At 34.6% G+C, this 18,908-nt stretch carries 16 protein-coding genes; 14 read left to right on the top strand and 2 right to left on the bottom strand.

Going from position 1 to position 18,908, the window contains the following annotated elements; genetic code table 11:
• The first annotated feature begins 108 nt into the window (after nt 1-108).
• The 12 genes from IPK14_20470 to IPK14_20525 all read left to right on the top strand — a co-directional run bounded on the left by IPK14_20470 (nt 109) and on the right by IPK14_20525 (nt 14,187).
• A complete protein-coding gene (locus IPK14_20470; protein ID MBK7995662.1) occupies nt 109-1,176 on the top strand; it encodes a VWA domain-containing protein in 1,068 nt (355 codons plus the stop codon).
• 254 nt (nt 1,177-1,430) lie between these two features.
• Nucleotides 1,431-3,866 carry a hypothetical protein gene (locus tag IPK14_20475; GenBank protein MBK7995663.1) on the top strand — a complete coding sequence of 812 codons (2,436 nt, stop codon included), beginning with the start codon at nt 1,431-1,433 and terminating at the stop codon, nt 3,864-3,866.
• Between the two features lie 24 nt (nt 3,867-3,890).
• Nucleotides 3,891-5,015, top strand: coding sequence for an SDR family oxidoreductase (locus IPK14_20480; GenBank protein MBK7995664.1), 1,125 nt, complete (start codon nt 3,891-3,893; stop codon nt 5,013-5,015).
• A gap of 18 nt (nt 5,016-5,033) precedes the next feature.
• The gene (locus IPK14_20485; protein MBK7995665.1) at nt 5,034-5,543 is read left to right on the top strand and encodes a hypothetical protein; all 510 of its coding nucleotides are present in this window, start codon (nt 5,034-5,036) and stop codon (nt 5,541-5,543) included.
• A gap of 97 nt (nt 5,544-5,640) precedes the next feature.
• Nucleotides 5,641-6,804 (top strand): serine/threonine-protein kinase PknK, encoded by a 1,164-nt coding sequence (locus IPK14_20490; protein MBK7995666.1) that lies wholly within the window; start codon nt 5,641-5,643, stop codon nt 6,802-6,804.
• A 29-nt stretch (nt 6,805-6,833) separates the two neighbouring features.
• Nucleotides 6,834-9,518: a hypothetical protein gene (locus IPK14_20495; GenBank protein ID MBK7995667.1), complete on the top strand. Its 2,685-nt coding sequence runs from the start codon at nt 6,834-6,836 to the stop codon at nt 9,516-9,518.
• A 129-nt stretch (nt 9,519-9,647) separates the two neighbouring features.
• Entirely contained in the window at nt 9,648-10,406 is a 759-nt protein-coding gene (locus IPK14_20500) for a hypothetical protein (protein MBK7995668.1), read from the top strand.
• Nucleotides 10,390-11,109 (top strand): class I SAM-dependent methyltransferase, encoded by a 720-nt coding sequence (locus IPK14_20505; protein MBK7995669.1) that lies wholly within the window; start codon nt 10,390-10,392, stop codon nt 11,107-11,109. The genes IPK14_20500 and IPK14_20505 overlap by 17 nt, the downstream gene beginning before the upstream one ends.
• Before the next feature lie 2 nt (nt 11,110-11,111).
• Nucleotides 11,112-11,912 carry an RNA ligase family protein gene (locus tag IPK14_20510; protein ID MBK7995670.1) on the top strand — a complete coding sequence of 267 codons (801 nt, stop codon included), beginning with the start codon at nt 11,112-11,114 and terminating at the stop codon, nt 11,910-11,912.
• Nucleotides 11,906-12,985, top strand: a complete 1,080-nt coding sequence (locus IPK14_20515) for an AAA family ATPase (protein MBK7995671.1) — start codon at nt 11,906-11,908, stop codon at nt 12,983-12,985. The genes IPK14_20510 and IPK14_20515 overlap by 7 nt, the downstream gene beginning before the upstream one ends.
• Nucleotides 12,986-13,497: 512 nt before the next feature.
• Nucleotides 13,498-13,815, top strand: coding sequence for a PilZ domain-containing protein (locus tag IPK14_20520; GenBank protein ID MBK7995672.1), 318 nt, complete (start codon nt 13,498-13,500; stop codon nt 13,813-13,815).
• A gap of 66 nt (nt 13,816-13,881) precedes the next feature.
• Nucleotides 13,882-14,187, top strand: a complete 306-nt coding sequence (locus IPK14_20525; protein MBK7995673.1) for a PilZ domain-containing protein — start codon at nt 13,882-13,884, stop codon at nt 14,185-14,187.
• Between the two features lie 101 nt (nt 14,188-14,288).
• Here the strand turns inward: IPK14_20525 and IPK14_20530 are convergent, their stop codons facing one another.
• Together IPK14_20530 and IPK14_20535 are read right to left on the bottom strand one after the other, a co-directional pair.
• Entirely contained in the window at nt 14,289-15,695 is a 1,407-nt protein-coding gene (locus tag IPK14_20530; protein MBK7995674.1) for a phosphoglucomutase/phosphomannomutase family protein, read from the bottom strand.
• A 1-nt stretch (nt 15,696) separates the two neighbouring features.
• Nucleotides 15,697-16,725, bottom strand: coding sequence for an NDP-sugar synthase (locus IPK14_20535; GenBank protein ID MBK7995675.1), 1,029 nt, complete (start codon nt 16,723-16,725; stop codon nt 15,697-15,699).
• A 251-nt stretch (nt 16,726-16,976) separates the two neighbouring features.
• Here IPK14_20535 and IPK14_20540 point away from each other — a divergent pair, with 251 nt between their 5' ends.
• Together IPK14_20540 and IPK14_20545 are read left to right on the top strand one after the other, a co-directional pair.
• On the top strand, nt 16,977-17,639 hold the full coding sequence (locus IPK14_20540) for a phospholipase (GenBank protein MBK7995676.1): 663 nt from the start codon (nt 16,977-16,979) through the stop codon (nt 17,637-17,639).
• A 21-nt stretch (nt 17,640-17,660) separates the two neighbouring features.
• Entirely contained in the window at nt 17,661-18,884 is a 1,224-nt protein-coding gene (locus IPK14_20545; GenBank protein ID MBK7995677.1) for a serine/threonine-protein phosphatase, read from the top strand.
• Nucleotides 18,885-18,908 lie beyond the last annotated feature (24 nt).

Consider the following 18,908-nt stretch of genomic DNA (forward strand, 5'->3'; position numbering starts at 1 on the left):
GTATGTTTTTTAATTGTTGGTGCCTAGCCTTCATGCTAGAATCTTTTGCCAACCCCAAAAGCTAAAATGCAATCTAATGCCATTAATAACTTATAAAAAGGTGGGACAATGAAAAAATATATTACAAAATTCTTTTTACTATTAATTATTATTTTCTCTAGTAGCGTTTTAACATTTTCTCAATCTGATGAAGTATCTAAAAAAACTCCAACACAAACGCCAACACAAACTTCACAACAACCAACACAAACGCCACAACAAAATGAACAAACAAAGACCGAAGATGAAGACTTAAATGTAGAAGCAATTAAAATTGGTGGTGAAGTCGTCCTGCTTAACGTGCTAGTTACAGATACAAAAAATCGTTATGCGGAAAATATGAGAAAAGAAGAATTTGAATTATATGAAGATAATAAAAAACAAGAAATAAGCTTTTTTTCTAGACAAAATGAACCCATTAGCCTTTGTATTATGGTAGATGCTTCTAATTCTATGATTGAAAATGGCAAACTACTAGAAGCACTTAAAGCAGCTAAGGAGTTAATTAGGAAAAGTAACAAAGAAGATGAAGCTTGTTTGATGAAATTTGATGACCGAGTTACTTTAATTCAAGATTTTACTAGTGATCAAAATTTGCTTTTTACCCAAACTGACCGAATTAAACCTTATGGCGGAACGGCCATTTATGATGCTTTAATTAGAGGCATGGTTCATACAAATAAAAATTCTAAACGCCTTCGCCAAGCCATTGTTTTAATTACTGATGGACTAGACCAACACAGCAACAGAGCTTTCCAAGACGCTATTCCTATTGCACAATTAACAGGAATTCCTTGTTATATGATTGGAATTTATTCACCAGAAGAAAAACAAGCTTTTTCTACAGGACAACAAAAAATTAAATTAGATACAGGGGTAATGGTTGATAACCCAGAGGTTATATTGACTAGACTAGCAGAAGAAACCGCTGGACGAGTATTTTTTCCAAGCTCAGAGAAAGAATTAGTAGTTATTGCAGAAAAAATAGCTAATGAACTACGTAGCGGCTATGCTGTAGGTTATTACCCACCAAATACTTCTTTAGATGGAAAATATCATTCAATTTCTATAGTTTCTAAATCCAAAAAGTATCTTGTCCGCGCTCGTCGTGGATATATTTCTAAACTACCAGAATAAAATTAATAGACATGTCCTAAAGAACTTGTCTATTGTTAGATGCCACTATATAGCATTGAACGGGTTTAATATATTTAATAAGTCCTAGCAATGCTTATGCTACTAGGTTGCTATTTATTTATGGATAGCTATTAGAAGTCGCTAACCTCTGTTTTGCTTACTTAAAACTCTATATATAATGCTAAGTTTAAAGTGTGAGTATCTTTAAGCACTTTAATCTTTAATCCCCCAGCAAATTTTTCTTAGGAGTCTTTATGAAAAAGATTGTCAGCATTAGCCTTGGCAAAGCCGAGCGAGATTATGAATTTACGGGTAATTTCTTAGGGAAAAAATTTCAAATCAAGCGGGTTGGCTGCGATGGTAATATAGATTTGGTTAGAAAAAGAATTAAAGAATATGATGGACAAGTTGATGTGATAGGCTTAGGTGGTATTAGTGCTTATTTTAAGATTGGAAATACAGTTCATATTCACCAAGAAGCACAAAGCCTAATCAAATTAGCAAAAAAGACTCCTGTTGCTGATGGTCGTGGGCTAAAGTCTATTTTACAAGGTTGGACAATTCGTTCCATCAATCAACGCTTAAAAGACTTATTTAATTATGAAAATGTGCTATTTCTTTCAGGAATTGCCCAATATGAAATGGTACAAGTTATGCAGGAATATACTAATAACTTCTCTTTTTGTGACCCACTAATTCATTTTAATACACCTTATACTTTGGATTCAGTAAATGCTTTAGAATATTATGCTGCTGCTTCTATGCCTGTTTTAACACGTATGCCTTATTCCTGGTTCTATCCAAAGGGCTGGGATGGCGATCAATGGAAACCTTTGTTACTTAGCAAACCTTTTGAAAAAGCAGAAGTTATTGTTGGGGATTATACTTATATACGTCATTATACCCCTAGTATGCTACCTAATAAAATTGTAGTAACTGATTCAGTAGATGATGCAGCAATAGCACTTCTTAAAAAACGTGGAGTTAGAACTATTATTAGCACTGTTCCAGATTTATTTAAGCAACAAAGAATAGATATTAATGTAATGCACGCGCTATTTGCTGCTTATTTAGAGAAAAAGCCACAAGAAATTAGTGAAAATGATTATTTAGAAATATTTGATCGTGCCAATATTGAGCCAAGAGTTATTTATCCACAAGGTACACCAAAAGAGAAACATAAATTTGCTTTTGTAATACATCCTCTTAGCCGTCGTTATTTGTTTAAGCATCCTTACTTAAAATGGATGGAAAATACTCCAAAACAAGTCCAGCAGCTAGTAGAAACTACAATGGCTTATTCTCCACCATTTATTTACTCACATGTAACAGGAATCAAGTCACCTCAAGGTGTAGAGGCCGAAGGATGGCTAATTGCACTGGGTGCAACACCAGAAGAAATGATGAGCCGTGATCCAGAGTTTACCTATCAAAGATTAGAAGAAGCTTCTCGTATGGCGGAAAAATTAGGTGCTAAGATGATGGGACTAGGAGCTTTTACTAAAATTGTTGGTGATGCTGGTATTACTGTAGCAAAACGCTCAAGAATTCCTATTACTTCAGGAAATAGCTGTACGGCTTCGGCTACGCTTTGGGCTGCAAATGAAGCTTGTAAAAAAATGGGCATGAAGACTGATAAAAAAGGACGTGCTACAGGTTATAAAGCAATGGTTGTAGGTGCTACGGGTGCAATAGGTGCAGTTTGCTCTAGGCTGCTAGCTTTGATTTTCCCTGAAATAGTTTTAGTCGCTCCTCGTGGGGATAAACTATTAGAACTTAAAATGACTATTGAAAAAGATAGTCCTGGGACAAAAGTTCATGTCACAACTAATGCTAATTCTTTTGCAGATCAAATGGATCTAATTGTTACAACTACCTCGGCTCGTGGCAAGAAAGTTATTGATATTATGAAGGTTAAGCCTGGGGCGGTAATCTGTGATTGTGCGCGTCCGCTAGATATTACAGAAGAGGATGCAGTTAAACGACCAGATGTTTTAGTTATAGAATCAGGAGAATTAGAAGTTCCTGGGCCAGTTGATTTTGGTGGTGATATTGGTCTACCACCAAAAACAGCTTATGCCTGTTTAGCTGAAACTATTATTTTAACCCTAGAAGGTCGTTATGAGTGTTTTACTTTAGGTCGGGATATTAATCTAGCTGGAGTAAAAGAAATTTATAAAATGGGCTTAAAACATGGATTTAAGTTAGCTGCAATTCGAGGTCATAAAGGTGTTATAACTGACCAAGAAATTGCCTTAGTTCGTGCTAAAGCAGAAGAGTCCCGCGCACGTCTAGCATTAAAGACGGCTGAAGAAGATGAAGCAACGGCTGAAATAGCTCCTAGAGCTAAAAAGCCTCGTGTAGCTAAAACTACAGAAAAAATTGTAGAAGAAAAAACTATTAAGGCTGCTAAAACTAGTAAAACTACTAAAATTACTAAAGTTGACAAAACCGACAAGTCCGCTAAAAGCACTAAAGCTAGAAAAACAAAAGAAGAAGTTGTAGAAGCAATTGAAGCAATTGAAACAATTGAGCCAATTACAGCAACAGAAGTAGTTGAGGCAGAAAATAAAGCTATAAAGCCTAAGCGAACAACTCGCAAAAAGAAGGCTGCTGAAGAAGTAGTAGAAGCTTTAGTTATAGAAGGTGAAACTTCTAAAGATTTAGAGGCTAATGCTGCAACAAGTTAATTTTATTATATTTAAAGGAAAATTATGCCACGTGGCAAAAGATTAGTTTTAATTACAGGCGCGACAGGTTTTATAGGCCGTCGTCTGGTGAAAAAACTTTTAGCACAAAAACAAGTTCAAATTTATCTGCTAGTGCGACGTAGTTCTTTTGCCAAAGTTGAGCGAATGATTGAAAGCTTGATGTTAGATTTTCCTGATGCCCCTGCTCGAATACATATTGTTAGTGGAGATCTATCAAAACCAACTCTACTGGAAAGTGCTGTAGAATGTGGCGAACTACAAAAGAAAATTCAGGAAATTTTTCATCTTGCGGCTCATTATGAATTAGGGATTAGCCGAGAAGATGCTATAAAAGCTAATGTAGATGGTACACTTCATATGCTTAATTTTGCTCGTGGTTGTGAAAGGCTAAACTGTGTTCATTATGTTAGTACTCTAGCAGTTGCTGGTGATTATTCAGGTGTTTGGTATGAAGATATGCTTTTAGCAGGTCAACAATTTGATAATCATTATGCTTATAGCAAATTTTTAGCAGAAGTAGAGGTTAGAGAAGCAGCCGAGGAATTGCCAATTGCAATTTATCGTCCAGGTGTAGTTGTTGGCGATTCAACAACAGGAGAAATGGATAAAATTGATGGGCCTTATTATTTATTAGTCCCTTTTATGAAAATTCAAGCCCTAACAAACGCTATTTCCCCAATGATTCCAACTATTTTTGCTATTGCTCCAGGTGGACAAAAAATTAAATGTCATGTTGTGCCTGTGGATTATGTAGTTAATTGCTTAGACTATATTAGCCGTAAAAAGGGGATTGAAGGGAAAACCTTTAGTTTGACTGATCCTAATCCTTTAAGTATGCGACAGTTTATAGACGTTTTCTGTGAAAAAGCAGGTTGGGTTAAACCATTTTTTAATGTTGCTACTGACCCGCTAGTTTGGACATTGCGACTGCCAGGAATTAAACAACTAGCTCAAGCTTTTGAACCTCTTACTAAAATACCTGTGGAAATGGTTCACTATACTGCTTATGCCACAAAATACGATACTACTAATACTAAAGAATTCCTAAAGGAGTCTGATATTAGTTGTCCATCAGTAAAAAGCTATGCAGGGAAATTACTTGCTTATGCTCGTAGACATTTTGTTTGATTTATTAGTGAGGAAAAAATGTTTAAGAAGAAATCCTTTATTGTTTTTACTTTGTTTATTAGTTTATTAAGCTTTACAGCTTGTGATGAAGCACCAACGGAAGCAACTAGTAAAGAAGAACCTGAATGGGTTGGAGATGCTGATCCTGTACAAAGTAAACTAAAACAAAGAGGTGAACAAGCTACTAGAGCTTTAGGTTATCAAAAAGAACTAAAAGAAAAGTTAGCAGAAATGCCTTTAATTGAGCTATTTACCCGTGAAACAATAGAAAAAGAGGCAATTGCTAAGTTAGGTAAACCAGATGAAATTAGAGAAGTAAAACTAGAAGATATTCCTCAAAAAGTGCTTTATTATAATAATTCAAATTTTGCTTTATGGTTTTGGAAACCAACAGATGAAAAAAGTCCTTATCAATATCGGGCTACAGTAATCCTTAAAGAAGGCAAATTTGATATGCCCATTCATAATGTTTTTGAGGAAGGCGAATTAAAACAAGTACAAAAATTATTTGAAGAAAAACCTAAGTAGCATTACATTTTTATTGATTACTTTGTTGCTAAGGCATAGAATTTACACACATTTAGTGTAATTCTGTGCCATTTCTCGTTAAAAAGGCTTAAAACTAATGACAGATACTACAGGGAGTAGTTTTCCTAGTACAGAACGATTTCTTATTCAGGAGTGTTTAGGAGCAGGCGGTTTTGGTGCTGTTTATAGAGCCTTTGATAAAGAGCAAAATACTTTAGTAGCCTTAAAAACCTTTACTGAACTAGAAGCAGAAGCCCTTTATGCTTTTAAGCAAGAATTTCGTTCTTTAGCTGACGTTACTCACCCCAACTTAGTAGAACTTTATGAACTCTTTTTTGATAAAGACCAATGGGTTTTTACTATGGAACTAGTTGAAGGTGTAAATATACTAGATTATATTTGCCAGCCTCTTGCAGAAGAAGACCTTTGGCGGGGCATTACACAAGAAGTATCAAGCAGCCTTAATTCCTTAGATACTCCTATTCCAGATTTAGAACCTAGTTGGAAAACAAAAGCTGCTAGTGCAAATGCAGAAACTATTAGCGATAGCAAAATTAATCCAATAACAAAAAGATTAAAATCTCCTGCTAGATTTGACCGCCTTCGCCGAGTATTAAAACAACTAGTAGAAGGATTAAACGCTCTACACGAAGCAGGAAAACTACATCGTGATATTAAACCTTCTAATGTATTAGTCACTAAGCAAGAACGTGTAGTAATCCTAGATTTTGGTTTAGTTACAGAAGTTACAGGACAAAAATCAGGTAAAGTTAAAACTATTGTAGGTACACCAACTTATATGTCACCTGAACAAGGTGCAGGGCAAGTAGTAACAGAAGCAACAGACTGGTATAGCATGGGGGTTGTTCTTTACGAAGCTTTAACAGGACAAGCCCCTTTTGTTGATAGTTTTGACCCAAATCCCATGAGAATTTTGTTAAATAAATTAAAGTATGAGCCTACTCCACCTAGTCAAATAGCTACAAGTATTCCTCAAGATTTGGAAAAACTTTGTTTAGATTTATTGTCTTGTGATCCTATTAAACGACCTAATGCTATAGAGATTTTACGGCGTTTAACAGGTGTAGAAACTAAACAAAAACGCAAGTTAATAGCTGATCAAGCGCGACTTATTGGACGTGAAGAGCAATTAGACATTTTACAAAAAACATTTTTGTCAGTTAAAGCTGGTAAAACTATGGCGGTCTATATTCATGGTCAGTCGGGGATGGGAAAAAGTGCTTTTATTCGCTATTTTTAGATAAACTTCAAAGTCAGGAACCAGAGCTTATAATTTTAACAGGTCGTTGCTATGAACATGAGTTTGTCCCTTACAAAGCTTTAGATAGTTTAATGGACTCTCTAGCTAGTTACCTAAGTGATTTAACTAGAAGAGAAAAAGCTTCAATAATACCTAAAGACATAAATGCTTTAGCTAGAATTTTTCCAGTTTTCAATCAAATTTCTGAGATTTCAGAAGCTAGTGGAGAGCTTTTAGATCAACTTAATTTTCAACAACTACGCCAAAGAGCTTTTATTGCTCTTCGTGACTTGCTAATACAATTAGGAAAAGAAAAATCCTTAGTTCTTTATGTGGATGATTTGCAATGGGGAGATAGTGATAGTGCTATTTTACTTCAAGAAATACTTCGTATTCCAAATGCTCCAAGACTATTATTTTTAGCTTCTTATCGCAGTGAAGATGCCTTAGGTAGTGAATTACTAAAAATATTGCTACATGAAGATGTAGATATGTTGGCAGAAAAGCAGGAAATAGAATTAAAAGCTTTATCTTCAGAAGAAGCTTATAAACTAGCAAAAATATTGCTAGATGATATGTCAAAAGAACAAGCAGAAATAATTGCTGCTGAAGCTGGGGGAAGTCCATTTTTTATAAGTGAATTTGTTCGTTATTCCCAACAAGGCCATAACTTTACACACACAACGGCAGAAAGAACAGTAAAAAATGGGTTAAGTTCTTTGGATGAAGTTATACAAAGAAATATTCAAGAATTACCTGAAACTGCGCGTAACTTGTTGGAAATAATTGCTATAGCTGGGCAACCTATAGATAGAAAAATTGCTAAACAAGCAGCTAATATTAAGGATGAAGATCAAGTAGTGGTGATAAATGTTTTAAGAGCTAATCGTTTAGTACGTGCTAAAGCCTCAAAACAACATTATGAGCTAGAGCTTTATCATAATCGTATTAAGGAGGCTATCGTAAAAAGTTTAGCTTCCCAAACTATAGAATCTCATCATGCTAATTTAGCCTTAGCCTTAGAAGAACTAAGTGGAGATGATCCACAATGGTTAGCATATCATTTTAGTTGTGCTGGTAATAATGCAAAAGCAATTAAATATATAATTTTAGCTGCTGAAGAAGCTTGTCATACTTTAGCTTTTAATCAAGCCGTTCAGTTTTATCAAAAAGCTTTGGAATTAGTTGCAAAATCTTCTGAACTTGAAAACTTATCTTTAGGAATACAAAAACAAGATCTAGAAATTAAGCTAGCTGACTCACTAGCTTTTGCTGGCCGTAGCAGAGAAGCAGCAGAAATTTATATAGCTATCGCTGATGAAATCTGTAATCTCTGTATAACAGATAACGTAGCATTAAAATTTCAACAACGAGCAGCAGAAGAACTATTTCGTTGTGGTCATATTGATGAAGGCTTAGAGGTGCTAAGTAGTGTATTAAATAAAGTGGGGATTAAAGTCCCAACTATGCGTTGGCAATCACTACTTTCTTTTGTTTTCCGTCGTTTGTGGATTCAACTGCGTGGACTAGAAACTAAAGAAGTTACAGCAGACAAAATAGCTTTAGACACTTTATTACAAATTGATATTTGTTGGACTGGAGCAATTGGATTAAGTTTAGTTGATAGTATGTTAGGTGCAGATTTTCAAACTAGGCATCTATTACTCGCGCTTAAAATAGGTGAGCCTTACCGTCTAGCTCGGGCCTTGACTTTAGAAATCCCTTATTCTGCTATTGATGGTGCTAGGGATTGGACAAAAATCAATCAGCTAATTGAAAAAGTTAAATCACTAGCAGAAAAACTTAACGATCCCTATTTAGTTACTTTAGTAAATTTCTCTGCCTGTGTTGCTGCTTTTTTGATGGGTGATTGGAAAAAAGCTCATGAATTAGGTGAACTATCAGAAAAAATGTTGCGTGAGCGTTCATCAGGTGTAAGCTGGGAACTTTCTACAGTAGTAATCTTTATGTTACGCCCCTTATTTTATATGGGGCAATGGGATAAATTATTTGATCGTGTAACAGCCTTGATTCAAGAAGCACAAAGATGTGGAGATTTATATACAGAAACAAACTTAAGAGTCAGACTTTATTATTTAATGCGACTTGCAAGCGATGAGCCGGAAAAATTAGAAGTAGAGCTTCGAGAAGCTTTAGAACAATGGTCACATAGAGGTTTTCATGTACAGCATTATTGGGAACTAGTTTGTCAGGTAGAAACTACTATGTATCGTGGAGAAGGTGAAGAAGGTTGGATTTTTCTTAACTATCGATGGCGAGAGATGAAAAAGGCACAATTTCTTAGGGTGCAATTTGTAAGAATAGAGATGTATCATTTACATGCTCGTAGTGCTTTATCTGCGATTATGTCGGGAGCAGATAAACATACATTACTTAAAGCGGCAGAAAAAGATGTAATAAAGCTTGAGGGGGAAAAAAGAACTTATGGAGATGCTTTGGCTTTATCAATTAAAGCAGCCATAGCTGCTATTAGAGAAGAAAAAGATCTAGCTATAAAATTTTTAATTGAAGCTGAGGAAAAATTTACTCTTGCTGATATGGAATTATTTGCTACGGCTGCTCGTTATAGACGAGGGCAATTAATTTTAGATAAAAATTTAATGCAAGCTTGTTGTCAATGGATGAAAAAGCAATATATAAAATGTCCAGAAAAAATGTTTGATATGGTGGCACCAGGTCTTTGGGAAAATTAAAACCTTTTAACTCCAACATCTTATAGCAGGAATTAAAGATTTTCTCTTGATGCTGGCTTAACAAATTTTGCTATGTTAGGATATGCAGCAAATAAGCATCAAATTCTGTGCCATGTTGGGAGAAAGTAAATGGCAGAAAAAACAAAACTTAAGTGGTTACGTAAAGAATTTAGCTCATCCGAAGAGCTAGAATATTACTTAACACAACTTAAACATCAAGATAAATTAAAGTCTGATATCATTGCTTTGCTAGAGCGGTTTCAACATTTGCTCTTTCAAGACTATGAACCAGACTTTCTAACCATTACTTATAACGGTCAGTGGGATGTTAGTTTTGGGCCAACTATGCTGGATGAGCAAAAAAAAGTAGATTCTGCCAATTCTTTGTTAAATGCTGGTAAAGAAGAGGTTAATGAAAAAATAGAAATCCATAAAAAGCCGGTCAAAACAACTTTAGAAAATTCTACAAAGATAGAAACTAATACTGTTAGCAAAGCAAAAGAAAAAAATAAATCTGTTAATAAAATAGCAACTAAAGAAGAACAAAAGGCTAGAGTAGTTAAAAAAGAGGATAAACCTACTAGAAAACATAAAAAAGTTGGTGAAAGAATAGATTTATTTGATCTACTTGAAGCAAAAATGTTAATGGCTGGAGCAAAACTTAAACATAAAAGCCAAACAAATATTTTTGGTATGGTGACAAGAGAAGGTAATCTTAAGGTTGGTAAGGAAGAATACAGTAGTTTGTCGGGTGCTGCTACTAGTTTAGCTCCTGCTGGAAGGCGAGATGGTTGGCTTTGTTGGTTATTTCAAGATTCTGATGGTGAATGGAAGCCCATAGATCTACTTAGGGATAGATGGAGAGAAAAGTTTGCAAGCCAAAGATAGCAATGAGATATTGGAACACTATTTTGCTAAACTTGCGGCTGCCTTTGTCCGAGGTCAACTTATTGATAGTCAAACAGCTTATAACCTGTCTTCACATTTACTTGAAACCCCGCTAGATGATTTAGAAACAGAAGCATTTGCAGAAATTATTCAAGTTGGTTTAGCTGCTGGACTAAAATTAAACAAATTCAAGAAAACAATGGGACTTGCTAGAGTACAGCGTGTTTTAGGTATCCTACATGGCCTAATGCCAAATACTTTGCTAGATATAGGTAGTGGACGAGGTACTTTTCTTTGGCCTCTTTTAGATGCTTTAGCAAACTTAAATGTAACATCAATTGATAAAGAAGAAATTCGTGTAAGAGATATAAATGCAGTAAAAAAAGGTGGGGTTACTAACCTTATTGCTAAACAATTAGATATAACAGAGTTAGATTTTGAAGATAAAAGTTTTGATGTTGTTACAATGTTAGAAGTCCTAGAACATATCCCTAATGCCCAACAAGCTCTAAATCAAGCTGTAAGAGTTGCTAAAAATTTTCTTGTCCTATCTGTTCCTAGTAAAGAAGATAATAACCCTGAACATATACATCTATTTAATAAAAATAGCTTAAGTAATATGCTAAGTTTAGCTGGTGCTAGTAGCTCTAGCTTTGATTATGTATTAAACCACTTAATTATAGTTGCTAAAACTCAGGTCTGATAATGCAAATCTATAAGTATCCTAGAACTCCACATTTAGAAGGCTCACGCTTTCAACCCGGTGATGAAGATTTAGATTGTCTTCCTTTTTCAGAAATTGCTGATAACTATGTTGTTATAGAAGAAAAATTAGACGGGGCTAATTCAGCTATTAGCTTTAATGAAAATGGGCAGTTAATGTTACAAAGCCGAGGACATTTTCTTTTAGGTGGAAATAGTGAAAGACATTTTAATTTGCTTAAACAATGGGCAAATTGTCATACTAGTATGTTATGGAATTTATTAGGTTTACGCTATATTATGTATGGTGAATGGCTTTACGCAAAACATACTATGTTTTACAATGCTTTACCTCATTATTTTATTGAATTTGATATTTTAGATTTAGAGGAAAATTGTTTTTTAAGCACTGAGTATAGACAACAAATGCTAAAAGATTTGCCAATAGTGTCGGCTCCAGTTCTTTTTAGTGGAAAAATAAAAACATTAAAAGACTTACAAAAATTACTAATTACCTCTAACTTTATTACTCCCAATCATTTAGAAATACTAAAAGAAATCTGTCAAGAACAAAATTTAAGCGTTGAACGAGCTATCAAAGAAACCGACCATAATAGAAATATGGAAGGGCTTTATATTAAAGTAGAAGAAAACGGAAAAGTAAAGGCGCGTTTTAAGTATGTACGTGCTAGTTTTTTAACTGCTGTAGAAGCTTCAGAAAGCCATTGGCAATCACGTCCGATAATCCCTAATCTTCTTGCAAATGGGATAAATTTATTTACTACTGGTAATCCCTTATGCTAGATCCCTGTAAAATTTGGGAATTTTGTCCAACTGTCCCCACCTGGTCAATCAACTGGACAGCAGTTTTAGCGTATTTCCCAGAGCTAAACACAAAAATATCGTTATTTACAAAACAGCTTTGTGAAACTTTAGTTCAGCTAAACAATTGGCAAGAGTTTACAGAAGACAACCGGGCAGCAATTTTTCTTGCTGCCCTTTGGCAAGATTTTCCTAGCTTTACAAATATAGAAAATAACCAAAAAATCCTAGTCAATTTACGTAGCAAAGTAAAAGAAGCAAGACAGATTTTTTGGCAAAAGAAAATCCCCTTTTACTTTAGAGAACAAGCGGTTAATTTAATTAGATACAGTAGTTTACCTTTTTTTATTTTTGAAAAATATAATCTACAACACAGCCTAATCAAAGCAAGTCAAACAGTAAGGCTAGATTTACTTGCTGTACTAGCAAAAGCTACTGTGCTAGCAGCAAAACCTGATAAAGAAAAAGACTTAATTGAAAAAATAGAACTATTTATAGAGTTTGCCAAAGAAGAAAATTGTTTTGATCAAGCAAAAAATTTTCCTTCACCACATAGCCGATTTATTTATTTTCAAAAGCAAAGCAGTGATCCTAATTATTTAGCTTATGATGACACAATTTTTAAAGTAATCTTACTATCAGGATTACCAGCATCAGGAAAAGATACTTGGATTAAGCAAAATAACTTAGCTAATTGGCCTGTTATATCACTTGATGATATTCGTAAAGAGTTAAAAATTTCTCCTAAAAAAAATCAAGGTGAGATTTTATCAGAGTCTAAAAAACGAGCAAGAGAGCTTTTAAGAGCCAAACAAAGCTTTATTTGGAATGCTACTAATTTAATGCGTTCACGGCGTAGGCAGTTAATAGAGCTTTTTACAAGTTATAAAGCTAGTGTAAAAATAATTTATTTAGAAGCAAATTCAGAAGAACTATTTAGGCGCAATAGCTTACGCCAAGAGTCTGTACCAAAAAATATCATTGAAAAAATGTCTGCTAATCTAGAAATTCCCGATCTAACAGAAGCTCAGCAAGTAGAATGGGTAATTGATTAAGTACAGCATAAACAAAATAATCAGTATTTTAAGCTTAAAGCCATGAAAGGGCGTGCATAGTCTTTTCTTGCTATTAAAAAACTCTTACGCCCCGTTGGGGCTTTATACAATATATTACTTAAACCCAGAGCGTAAGCTCTGGGCTACATGTCTTACGCCCCGTTGGGGCTTAAGGATTTAACTACTCTATCTTCAATTAGTTACTCTTAAGCTCGCGCTTATGGGGTGTAAGACCTAGATATGGTTTAACATTAAAAGGCTATGTTACCCCTATGGGCTTAAGGGTTAAGAATATAAAGTTGCTATACTATTTATATTATATTATGGTAGTTAATGTTTTGAGAAAATTTTCTCAAAACTTGGGTAAATTTCAACATTGTATTTTTTAAGATTAGCTTTATTTTAAGTAAAAGCAACAAGATAGCAAGAGTTTAAGCTACATTTTATATTTGGCATAACTATTGCTATTAAGTAAAATAACAATAAAAAATCCTAATAATTTAGGAGGGCTTATGTCAAAACTAAAGGCTATTGAAAGTCGCAAAGAAAATCGCCAATCAAGTCATTATCCTCGTTCCTATATCAAAATTAAGGCTTTAAATGATTACCAATATACAGGTGGATTGATTGTTGATAGCAGTGTTTCAGGCTTAGGTATTGTTACTTCTTTATCTGTTCCTGTTGGGGAAAAAGTTGCTATAAATTTAGATGATGAATATTCCGCTATAGGGGAAGTTATGAGTATAGAAGATGAATGGGGTGATTGGGAATGGTCTGGAATGATGAGGATAGGTATTAAATTAGTTGATAAAAATAATTGGCCTATATAATACATTAGTATATATATTTAGTTGCTAAATGGTTTATATTTTTAACATAAATAAGGAGAAAATATTATGGCTATGGCAAATACCCAATCTCTTTATCGTCATGAGGAGCGTAGTAATTACCGAAGATTTGTTGAAATAAAAGCTAGTGGTGAAGACAAAGATTTTATTGACGGTCTTACGATAGATTTTAGCGAGTCTGGAATGGGAATATTAACCTATATGCCTTTTCCTATAGGAACAGAATTAGAAGTTAGTCTTAAAGATGATCTTTCTGTCAAAGGAGAAGTTGTTAATATTGAACCTTGGCCGAGTTATGATTTAGTACGCTTAGGAATACGTTTTGTTGAAGAGAAAGAAAATTGGATTGTTTAATCTCCTTTTAGTTTAGATTTTGTTTTTTGCCCTCAATAGCCTAGCCTCGAACCTAGGTAAAGCGCGTAAGTGTTTTACCTAGATTCTTTTTTATAAAAATTTTAGTAATTTTTAACTAGCTCTCTGGCAGCAGAGAGTAATTTTTCAACTTTTTCTTCTGATGAAGCCTCACAATAAAGCCTTAAAACTGGTTCAGTGCCAGATTGCCTAAGTAGTAGCCAGCTTTCATCTTCAAAAATAAGTTTTGTTCCATCTAAAGTAGCAACATCGACAATTTTTTCTTCGGCAATTTCTAATGGAGGGTCAGACTTCATTTTTTCTACAAAAGCTTGTCCTCTCTCAATTTCTATTGGTAAATCTAGCCGGTCATAGGAAAAATAGCCAAATTCCTGCCAAATGCTTTTAAGTAACTCGCTAGGTGTTTTTCCACTAGCAATAATTGCTTCTGCTAGCAAAAGGCTATTAAGAATACCATCACGTTCCGGTATATTGCCTTTAATACCAATCCCTCCAGATTCTTCCCCACTTATTAAAACATTTCTTGTAAGCATTAGGTCTGCAAAATACTTAAAGCCTATAGGGGTTTCATAAATTGGTAAATTAAAATGCTTGGCTATACGTTTTACCAACGTACTTTGGGAAAATGTTACTGCTACTGCTCCAGATAGCTTACGCACTTTAGCTAGATGTAATAAAAGTATTGCTACAATTTGGTGTGAATTAATAAATTTTCCTTGTTCATCAACTGCGCCAACTCGGTCAGCGTCGCCATCAGTTGCAAGACCTAGTAGAGCAGAAGTTTCCCTAACACTTTCTGATAAGGCTTGAAGATGATGTGCTAACGGTTCAGGGTTAACACCGCCAAAATAAGCATCCTGGTTAGCTCTAATGGTAGTAACTTGGCATTTTCCGCCGCTTAACAAATGCTCTACCCAACGTGCGCCGCTGCCATGCATTGGATCAACTATTATTTTGGCTGTTGATGCTTTGATTTGTTCTAAATCTACAAGGTCAGCTATATGTCGTCCATAATTTATGGATGGTTGGATGGCTTTGACTTTACCTGTTGTGATGGCTTCAGCAAAAGACATAAGTTTTGGAGGAGTTTGACCTAATCTGGCTTCTATTTGTTGGGTTATTTCTGGAGGTGCTGAGCCTCCAAAAGGTGCTTTAACCTTAAACCCATTAAATTCTGGAGGGTTATGACTAGCAGTAATTACTATACCAGCAGCTAAATTTTGTGTTTTTACTTCAAAAGAAACCATAGGAGTCGGGACAGCTTCATCAAAAAGCAGGGCTTGAAAATCATTTGCTACAAGTTGTGCTGCTACTTGGCTAGCAAAACGGTCAGAAAGAAACCTACGGTCATAACCTACAGCTAAAGTTCTGTTAGGGAAATTTTCAGAATTTAAGTAATCTGCCAGTGCTTGAGTAACAATAGCTACATTTTGAAATGTAAATTCTTCTGCAATAACTGCTCGCCAACCATCTGTTCCAAATTTAATCATTTTAGATACCACCTATTTGGCTAAAATCTGTTATTACTGTGTTATCCCCTAAAACAGAGCCTTGTTTAATATTTGCAAATTGTTTGATTAAACAATTTTGACCAATAATTGAGTTTTCGATTGTCGCATTAGTTTCTACTTTAGTATTAGCTAGTAGTACAGAGTTTTTAACAGTTGCTCCATCTTCAATTAAGCAGTTTTCGCCGATTACAGAATTAGTAATTTTAGCTCCAACTCCAACTTTTACATTTTTAGCTAGCAGAGAAAGCGCATCTATTTCAGCAGAAGGAAAACTAGTTTGGTTACGTGTTGGATGGTAGGCTAGCCGATTAGCTATCACATCTAAATTAGCTTGCAAGTAACGGGCATTAGTTCCAATGTCTAGCCAATATTCTTTGCTAATTACAGAATAAAAAGGCTCATTTTCAGCTTTTAATCTTGGAAATAATTGATATTCAAAGGAATGTTCTACATCAGGAGGGATATATTGTAGAACTTTAGGTTCTAATACGTACATACCAGCATTAATTGTATTACAAGTAATTTCATCAGTTTTAGGTTTTTCTAAAAATCTTAGGACTTGACCATCGCTAGCAGTTTCAACTAGTCCATAAGCAGAAGGGTTTTCAACAGGTACTAAAATAATAGTTGCTGTTGCTTGACGCTGTTTATGTAATGCTACAGCAGCAGCCATATCAATATTAGTAAGAATATCTCCATTAAATACTATAGTGGTAGTATTTATATATTTTTCTGCAAATTTATAAGCCCCGGCTGTGCCTAGTGGTTGAGGTTCAACCAAATAGCGAATTTTAAGCCCTAACTTTTCACCATCTCCAAAAACAGCCATAATTTTTTCTGGCTGGTAAGATAGAGCTAAAATTACTTCTGCTACACCAGCTTTTTTTAATATTTCTAGTTGGTAATAAAGAAAAGGTTGGTTAGCTATTGTAGTAATGGGTTTAGGAGTGGAAAGAGTCAATGGACGAAGACGAGTTCCTTTTCCTCCAGCTAAGATAACGGCTTGCATAATTAAACCCTTCTTAATAAAAATTTAAGACAAATAAAATTAATCTTAGGAATGCAGACTACTTTTCTTCTTGCAATATGTTGTTAAGAAATTTTCCTCTAAATTTTTATTTTAGCAAAAAATTAAAGGCCACATTCTAGCACAAAAGTTAAGTTGCAAAACTATTCTAAACAGTAGCGATTTCTTGTCTTTTTATCTTTGTGAGGTAATATCTAAAGCTAATTGCGATAAATTCATTTTAGGAAACTTTTATGGCAGAAAACTCACAATCACATAATATTGATATTATTAGAACAGCTAGATATTCTACTCTAGGTAAAATATCGGAAAACTTAAAAGAAATTTGGTTTGTATGTCATGGACAAGGACAGCTTGCAGCTTATTTTATAAAGCCATTTGAAATTATTGCTAACGAAAGTAGGCTAATTGTTGCACCTGAAGCACTTTCTAGGTTTTACTTAGATGGTTTCGGTGGTAAAATTGGAGCTTGTTGGATGACTAGAGAAGATAGGTTGAATGAAATTGATAACTATGTAAACTACTTGGATAAACTTTATGATCAAGTTCTATCAACTGTTGCAAACGCCAATGTAAAAGTAAATGTGTTAGGGTTTTCTCAAGGAGTTGCTACGGTTTGTCGCTGGATAGGTCTAGGTAAAGCAAAACAAATAGAAAAATTAATCCTTTGGGGAGGTTTAACCCCACCAGACCTAGATTTAACTGCTACTTATGAAATATTTTCTCACTTAAAGATATTTGTAGTAGTAGGCAATCAAGATCAATTTGCTGATGCTAGTGTTATTGCTAATGAAGAAGAAAGATTAAAATCACATAATTTACCTTATCAATTAATTACTTTTGAAGGTGGACATCAGCTTAATAGAGAAGTAATTAAAAAATTAGCAGAAAATTAAGTATTTTTAAGGAAAAATTCTATGAAATCTGGCCCCATTGCAGTTGAAATTGCTGCTTGTACAGATGTTGGATTGGTGCGTAAAAACAATGAAGACTATTTTCTAGTAGTTGATCTATCTACAGGTAAAGCTTTAGGAGATATTTATAAAGGTGACAAAACTACCAATACTTTATCCATGTTGCTGGTTGTATCTGATGGAATGGGAGGACAACTAGCAGGAGAAGTAGCTAGTCAAATGGCAGTAACTAGTTTATGGGAAAATATGCTTAAACTTAGCAATGTTCCTGCTTATGATAGGCTAGTTCAAGCAGTGGAAGAAACAAATAGTCTTGTTTTTCGCGAGAGTAGAAGACCAGAATATAAGGGTATGGGAGCAACTCTTACTGCTGCATTGGTTGAAGGTGATAAGGCTTATATTGCTGAAGTTGGAGATAGCCGAGCTTATTTAGTGCGTGATGGACGTATTAAGCAAATTACTACAGATCAATCATTAATAGAAGTTTTAGTTTCACGAGGCTTAGTTACTCCAGCCGATGCAGAAAAATCCACTAATCGAGGTATATTGCTCCAAGCTATTGGAGTTAAACAAGAAATTCAAGTGGCTGTAACCTCTTTACCACTACAAAGTAATGATTATTTACTAATTTGTAGCGATGGGTTGTCCAATAAAATTAAAGCTCAAGAAATGATGAAATTTATTAGTCAAAGAGGAGCTACTCAACCTGCTTGTCAAGATATGATTGTTGCGGCTCGTCATCGAGGCGGAGAAGATAATATCACAGCCCTGCTAGCTAAATTTAATGGCTCAGGACTGCCAACAAAAATTTCTAATGGTAAAATTACTACTACTCTGCAAGCACTTTCTACTTTTGATCCTGATCGTCCTAAGCCTTCAAAGCGGAAAACACAAAGACTTTCTTCCTTAAGTAATAATGATAAAGCAGTAAGCTTTTCCTCTACAGTAGGTGGATTAAATAGTCAAAATCGGGATTTAAGCTCTTATCCAGAAAGAGACAATTTAGTTGCAGAATTTGAGCGTCTTTCTTTTCATTTAGATAAAGCTAAAGAGTCCTTAAGAGTAGAAATGGAAGGTCTACGTAAAGCTGCTGAATGGTTGCAAAAGGGTGGATCTATTAATCGTGAACTCCCAGAAATATTTACTAAAATGCGTAGTGCTGAATCTACCTTAGAACATACTCGAACTGTAGTAGCAGAAGCTAAAGAATTATTTAAGAAAAAATAACAAAGCATTTAATAATTAGCAAAG

It is taken from the genome of Blastocatellia bacterium (genome assembly GCA_016713405.1).
In the GTDB taxonomy this organism is placed as follows: Bacteria; Acidobacteriota; Blastocatellia; order Chloracidobacteriales; family JADJPF01; genus JADJPF01.

What these genes read in the sequence shown, in the direction of transcription:
- IPK14_20480 (MBK7995664.1), top strand. Translation starts at nt 3,891, where the DNA reads ATGCCACGTGGCAAAAGATTAGTTTTAATTACAGGCGCGACAGGTTTT.
- IPK14_20520 (MBK7995672.1), top strand. Translation starts at nt 13,498, where the DNA reads ATGTCAAAACTAAAGGCTATTGAAAGTCGCAAAGAAAATCGCCAATCA.
- IPK14_20475 (MBK7995663.1), top strand. Translation starts at nt 1,431, where the DNA reads ATGAAAAAGATTGTCAGCATTAGCCTTGGCAAAGCCGAGCGAGATTAT.
- IPK14_20490 (MBK7995666.1), top strand. Translation starts at nt 5,641, where the DNA reads ATGACAGATACTACAGGGAGTAGTTTTCCTAGTACAGAACGATTTCTT.
- IPK14_20540 (MBK7995676.1), top strand. Translation starts at nt 16,977, where the DNA reads ATGGCAGAAAACTCACAATCACATAATATTGATATTATTAGAACAGCT.
- IPK14_20470 (MBK7995662.1), top strand. Translation starts at nt 109, where the DNA reads ATGAAAAAATATATTACAAAATTCTTTTTACTATTAATTATTATTTTC.
- IPK14_20535 (MBK7995675.1), bottom strand. Translation starts at nt 16,725, where the DNA reads ATGCAAGCCGTTATCTTAGCTGGAGGAAAAGGAACTCGTCTTCGTCCA.
- IPK14_20525 (MBK7995673.1), top strand. Translation starts at nt 13,882, where the DNA reads ATGGCTATGGCAAATACCCAATCTCTTTATCGTCATGAGGAGCGTAGT.
- IPK14_20545 (MBK7995677.1), top strand. Translation starts at nt 17,661, where the DNA reads ATGAAATCTGGCCCCATTGCAGTTGAAATTGCTGCTTGTACAGATGTT.
- IPK14_20530 (MBK7995674.1), bottom strand. Translation starts at nt 15,695, where the DNA reads ATGATTAAATTTGGAACAGATGGTTGGCGAGCAGTTATTGCAGAAGAA.
- IPK14_20515 (MBK7995671.1), top strand. Translation starts at nt 11,906, where the DNA reads ATGCTAGATCCCTGTAAAATTTGGGAATTTTGTCCAACTGTCCCCACC.
- IPK14_20500 (MBK7995668.1), top strand. Translation starts at nt 9,648, where the DNA reads ATGGCAGAAAAAACAAAACTTAAGTGGTTACGTAAAGAATTTAGCTCA.
- IPK14_20510 (MBK7995670.1), top strand. Translation starts at nt 11,112, where the DNA reads ATGCAAATCTATAAGTATCCTAGAACTCCACATTTAGAAGGCTCACGC.
- IPK14_20485 (MBK7995665.1), top strand. Translation starts at nt 5,034, where the DNA reads ATGTTTAAGAAGAAATCCTTTATTGTTTTTACTTTGTTTATTAGTTTA.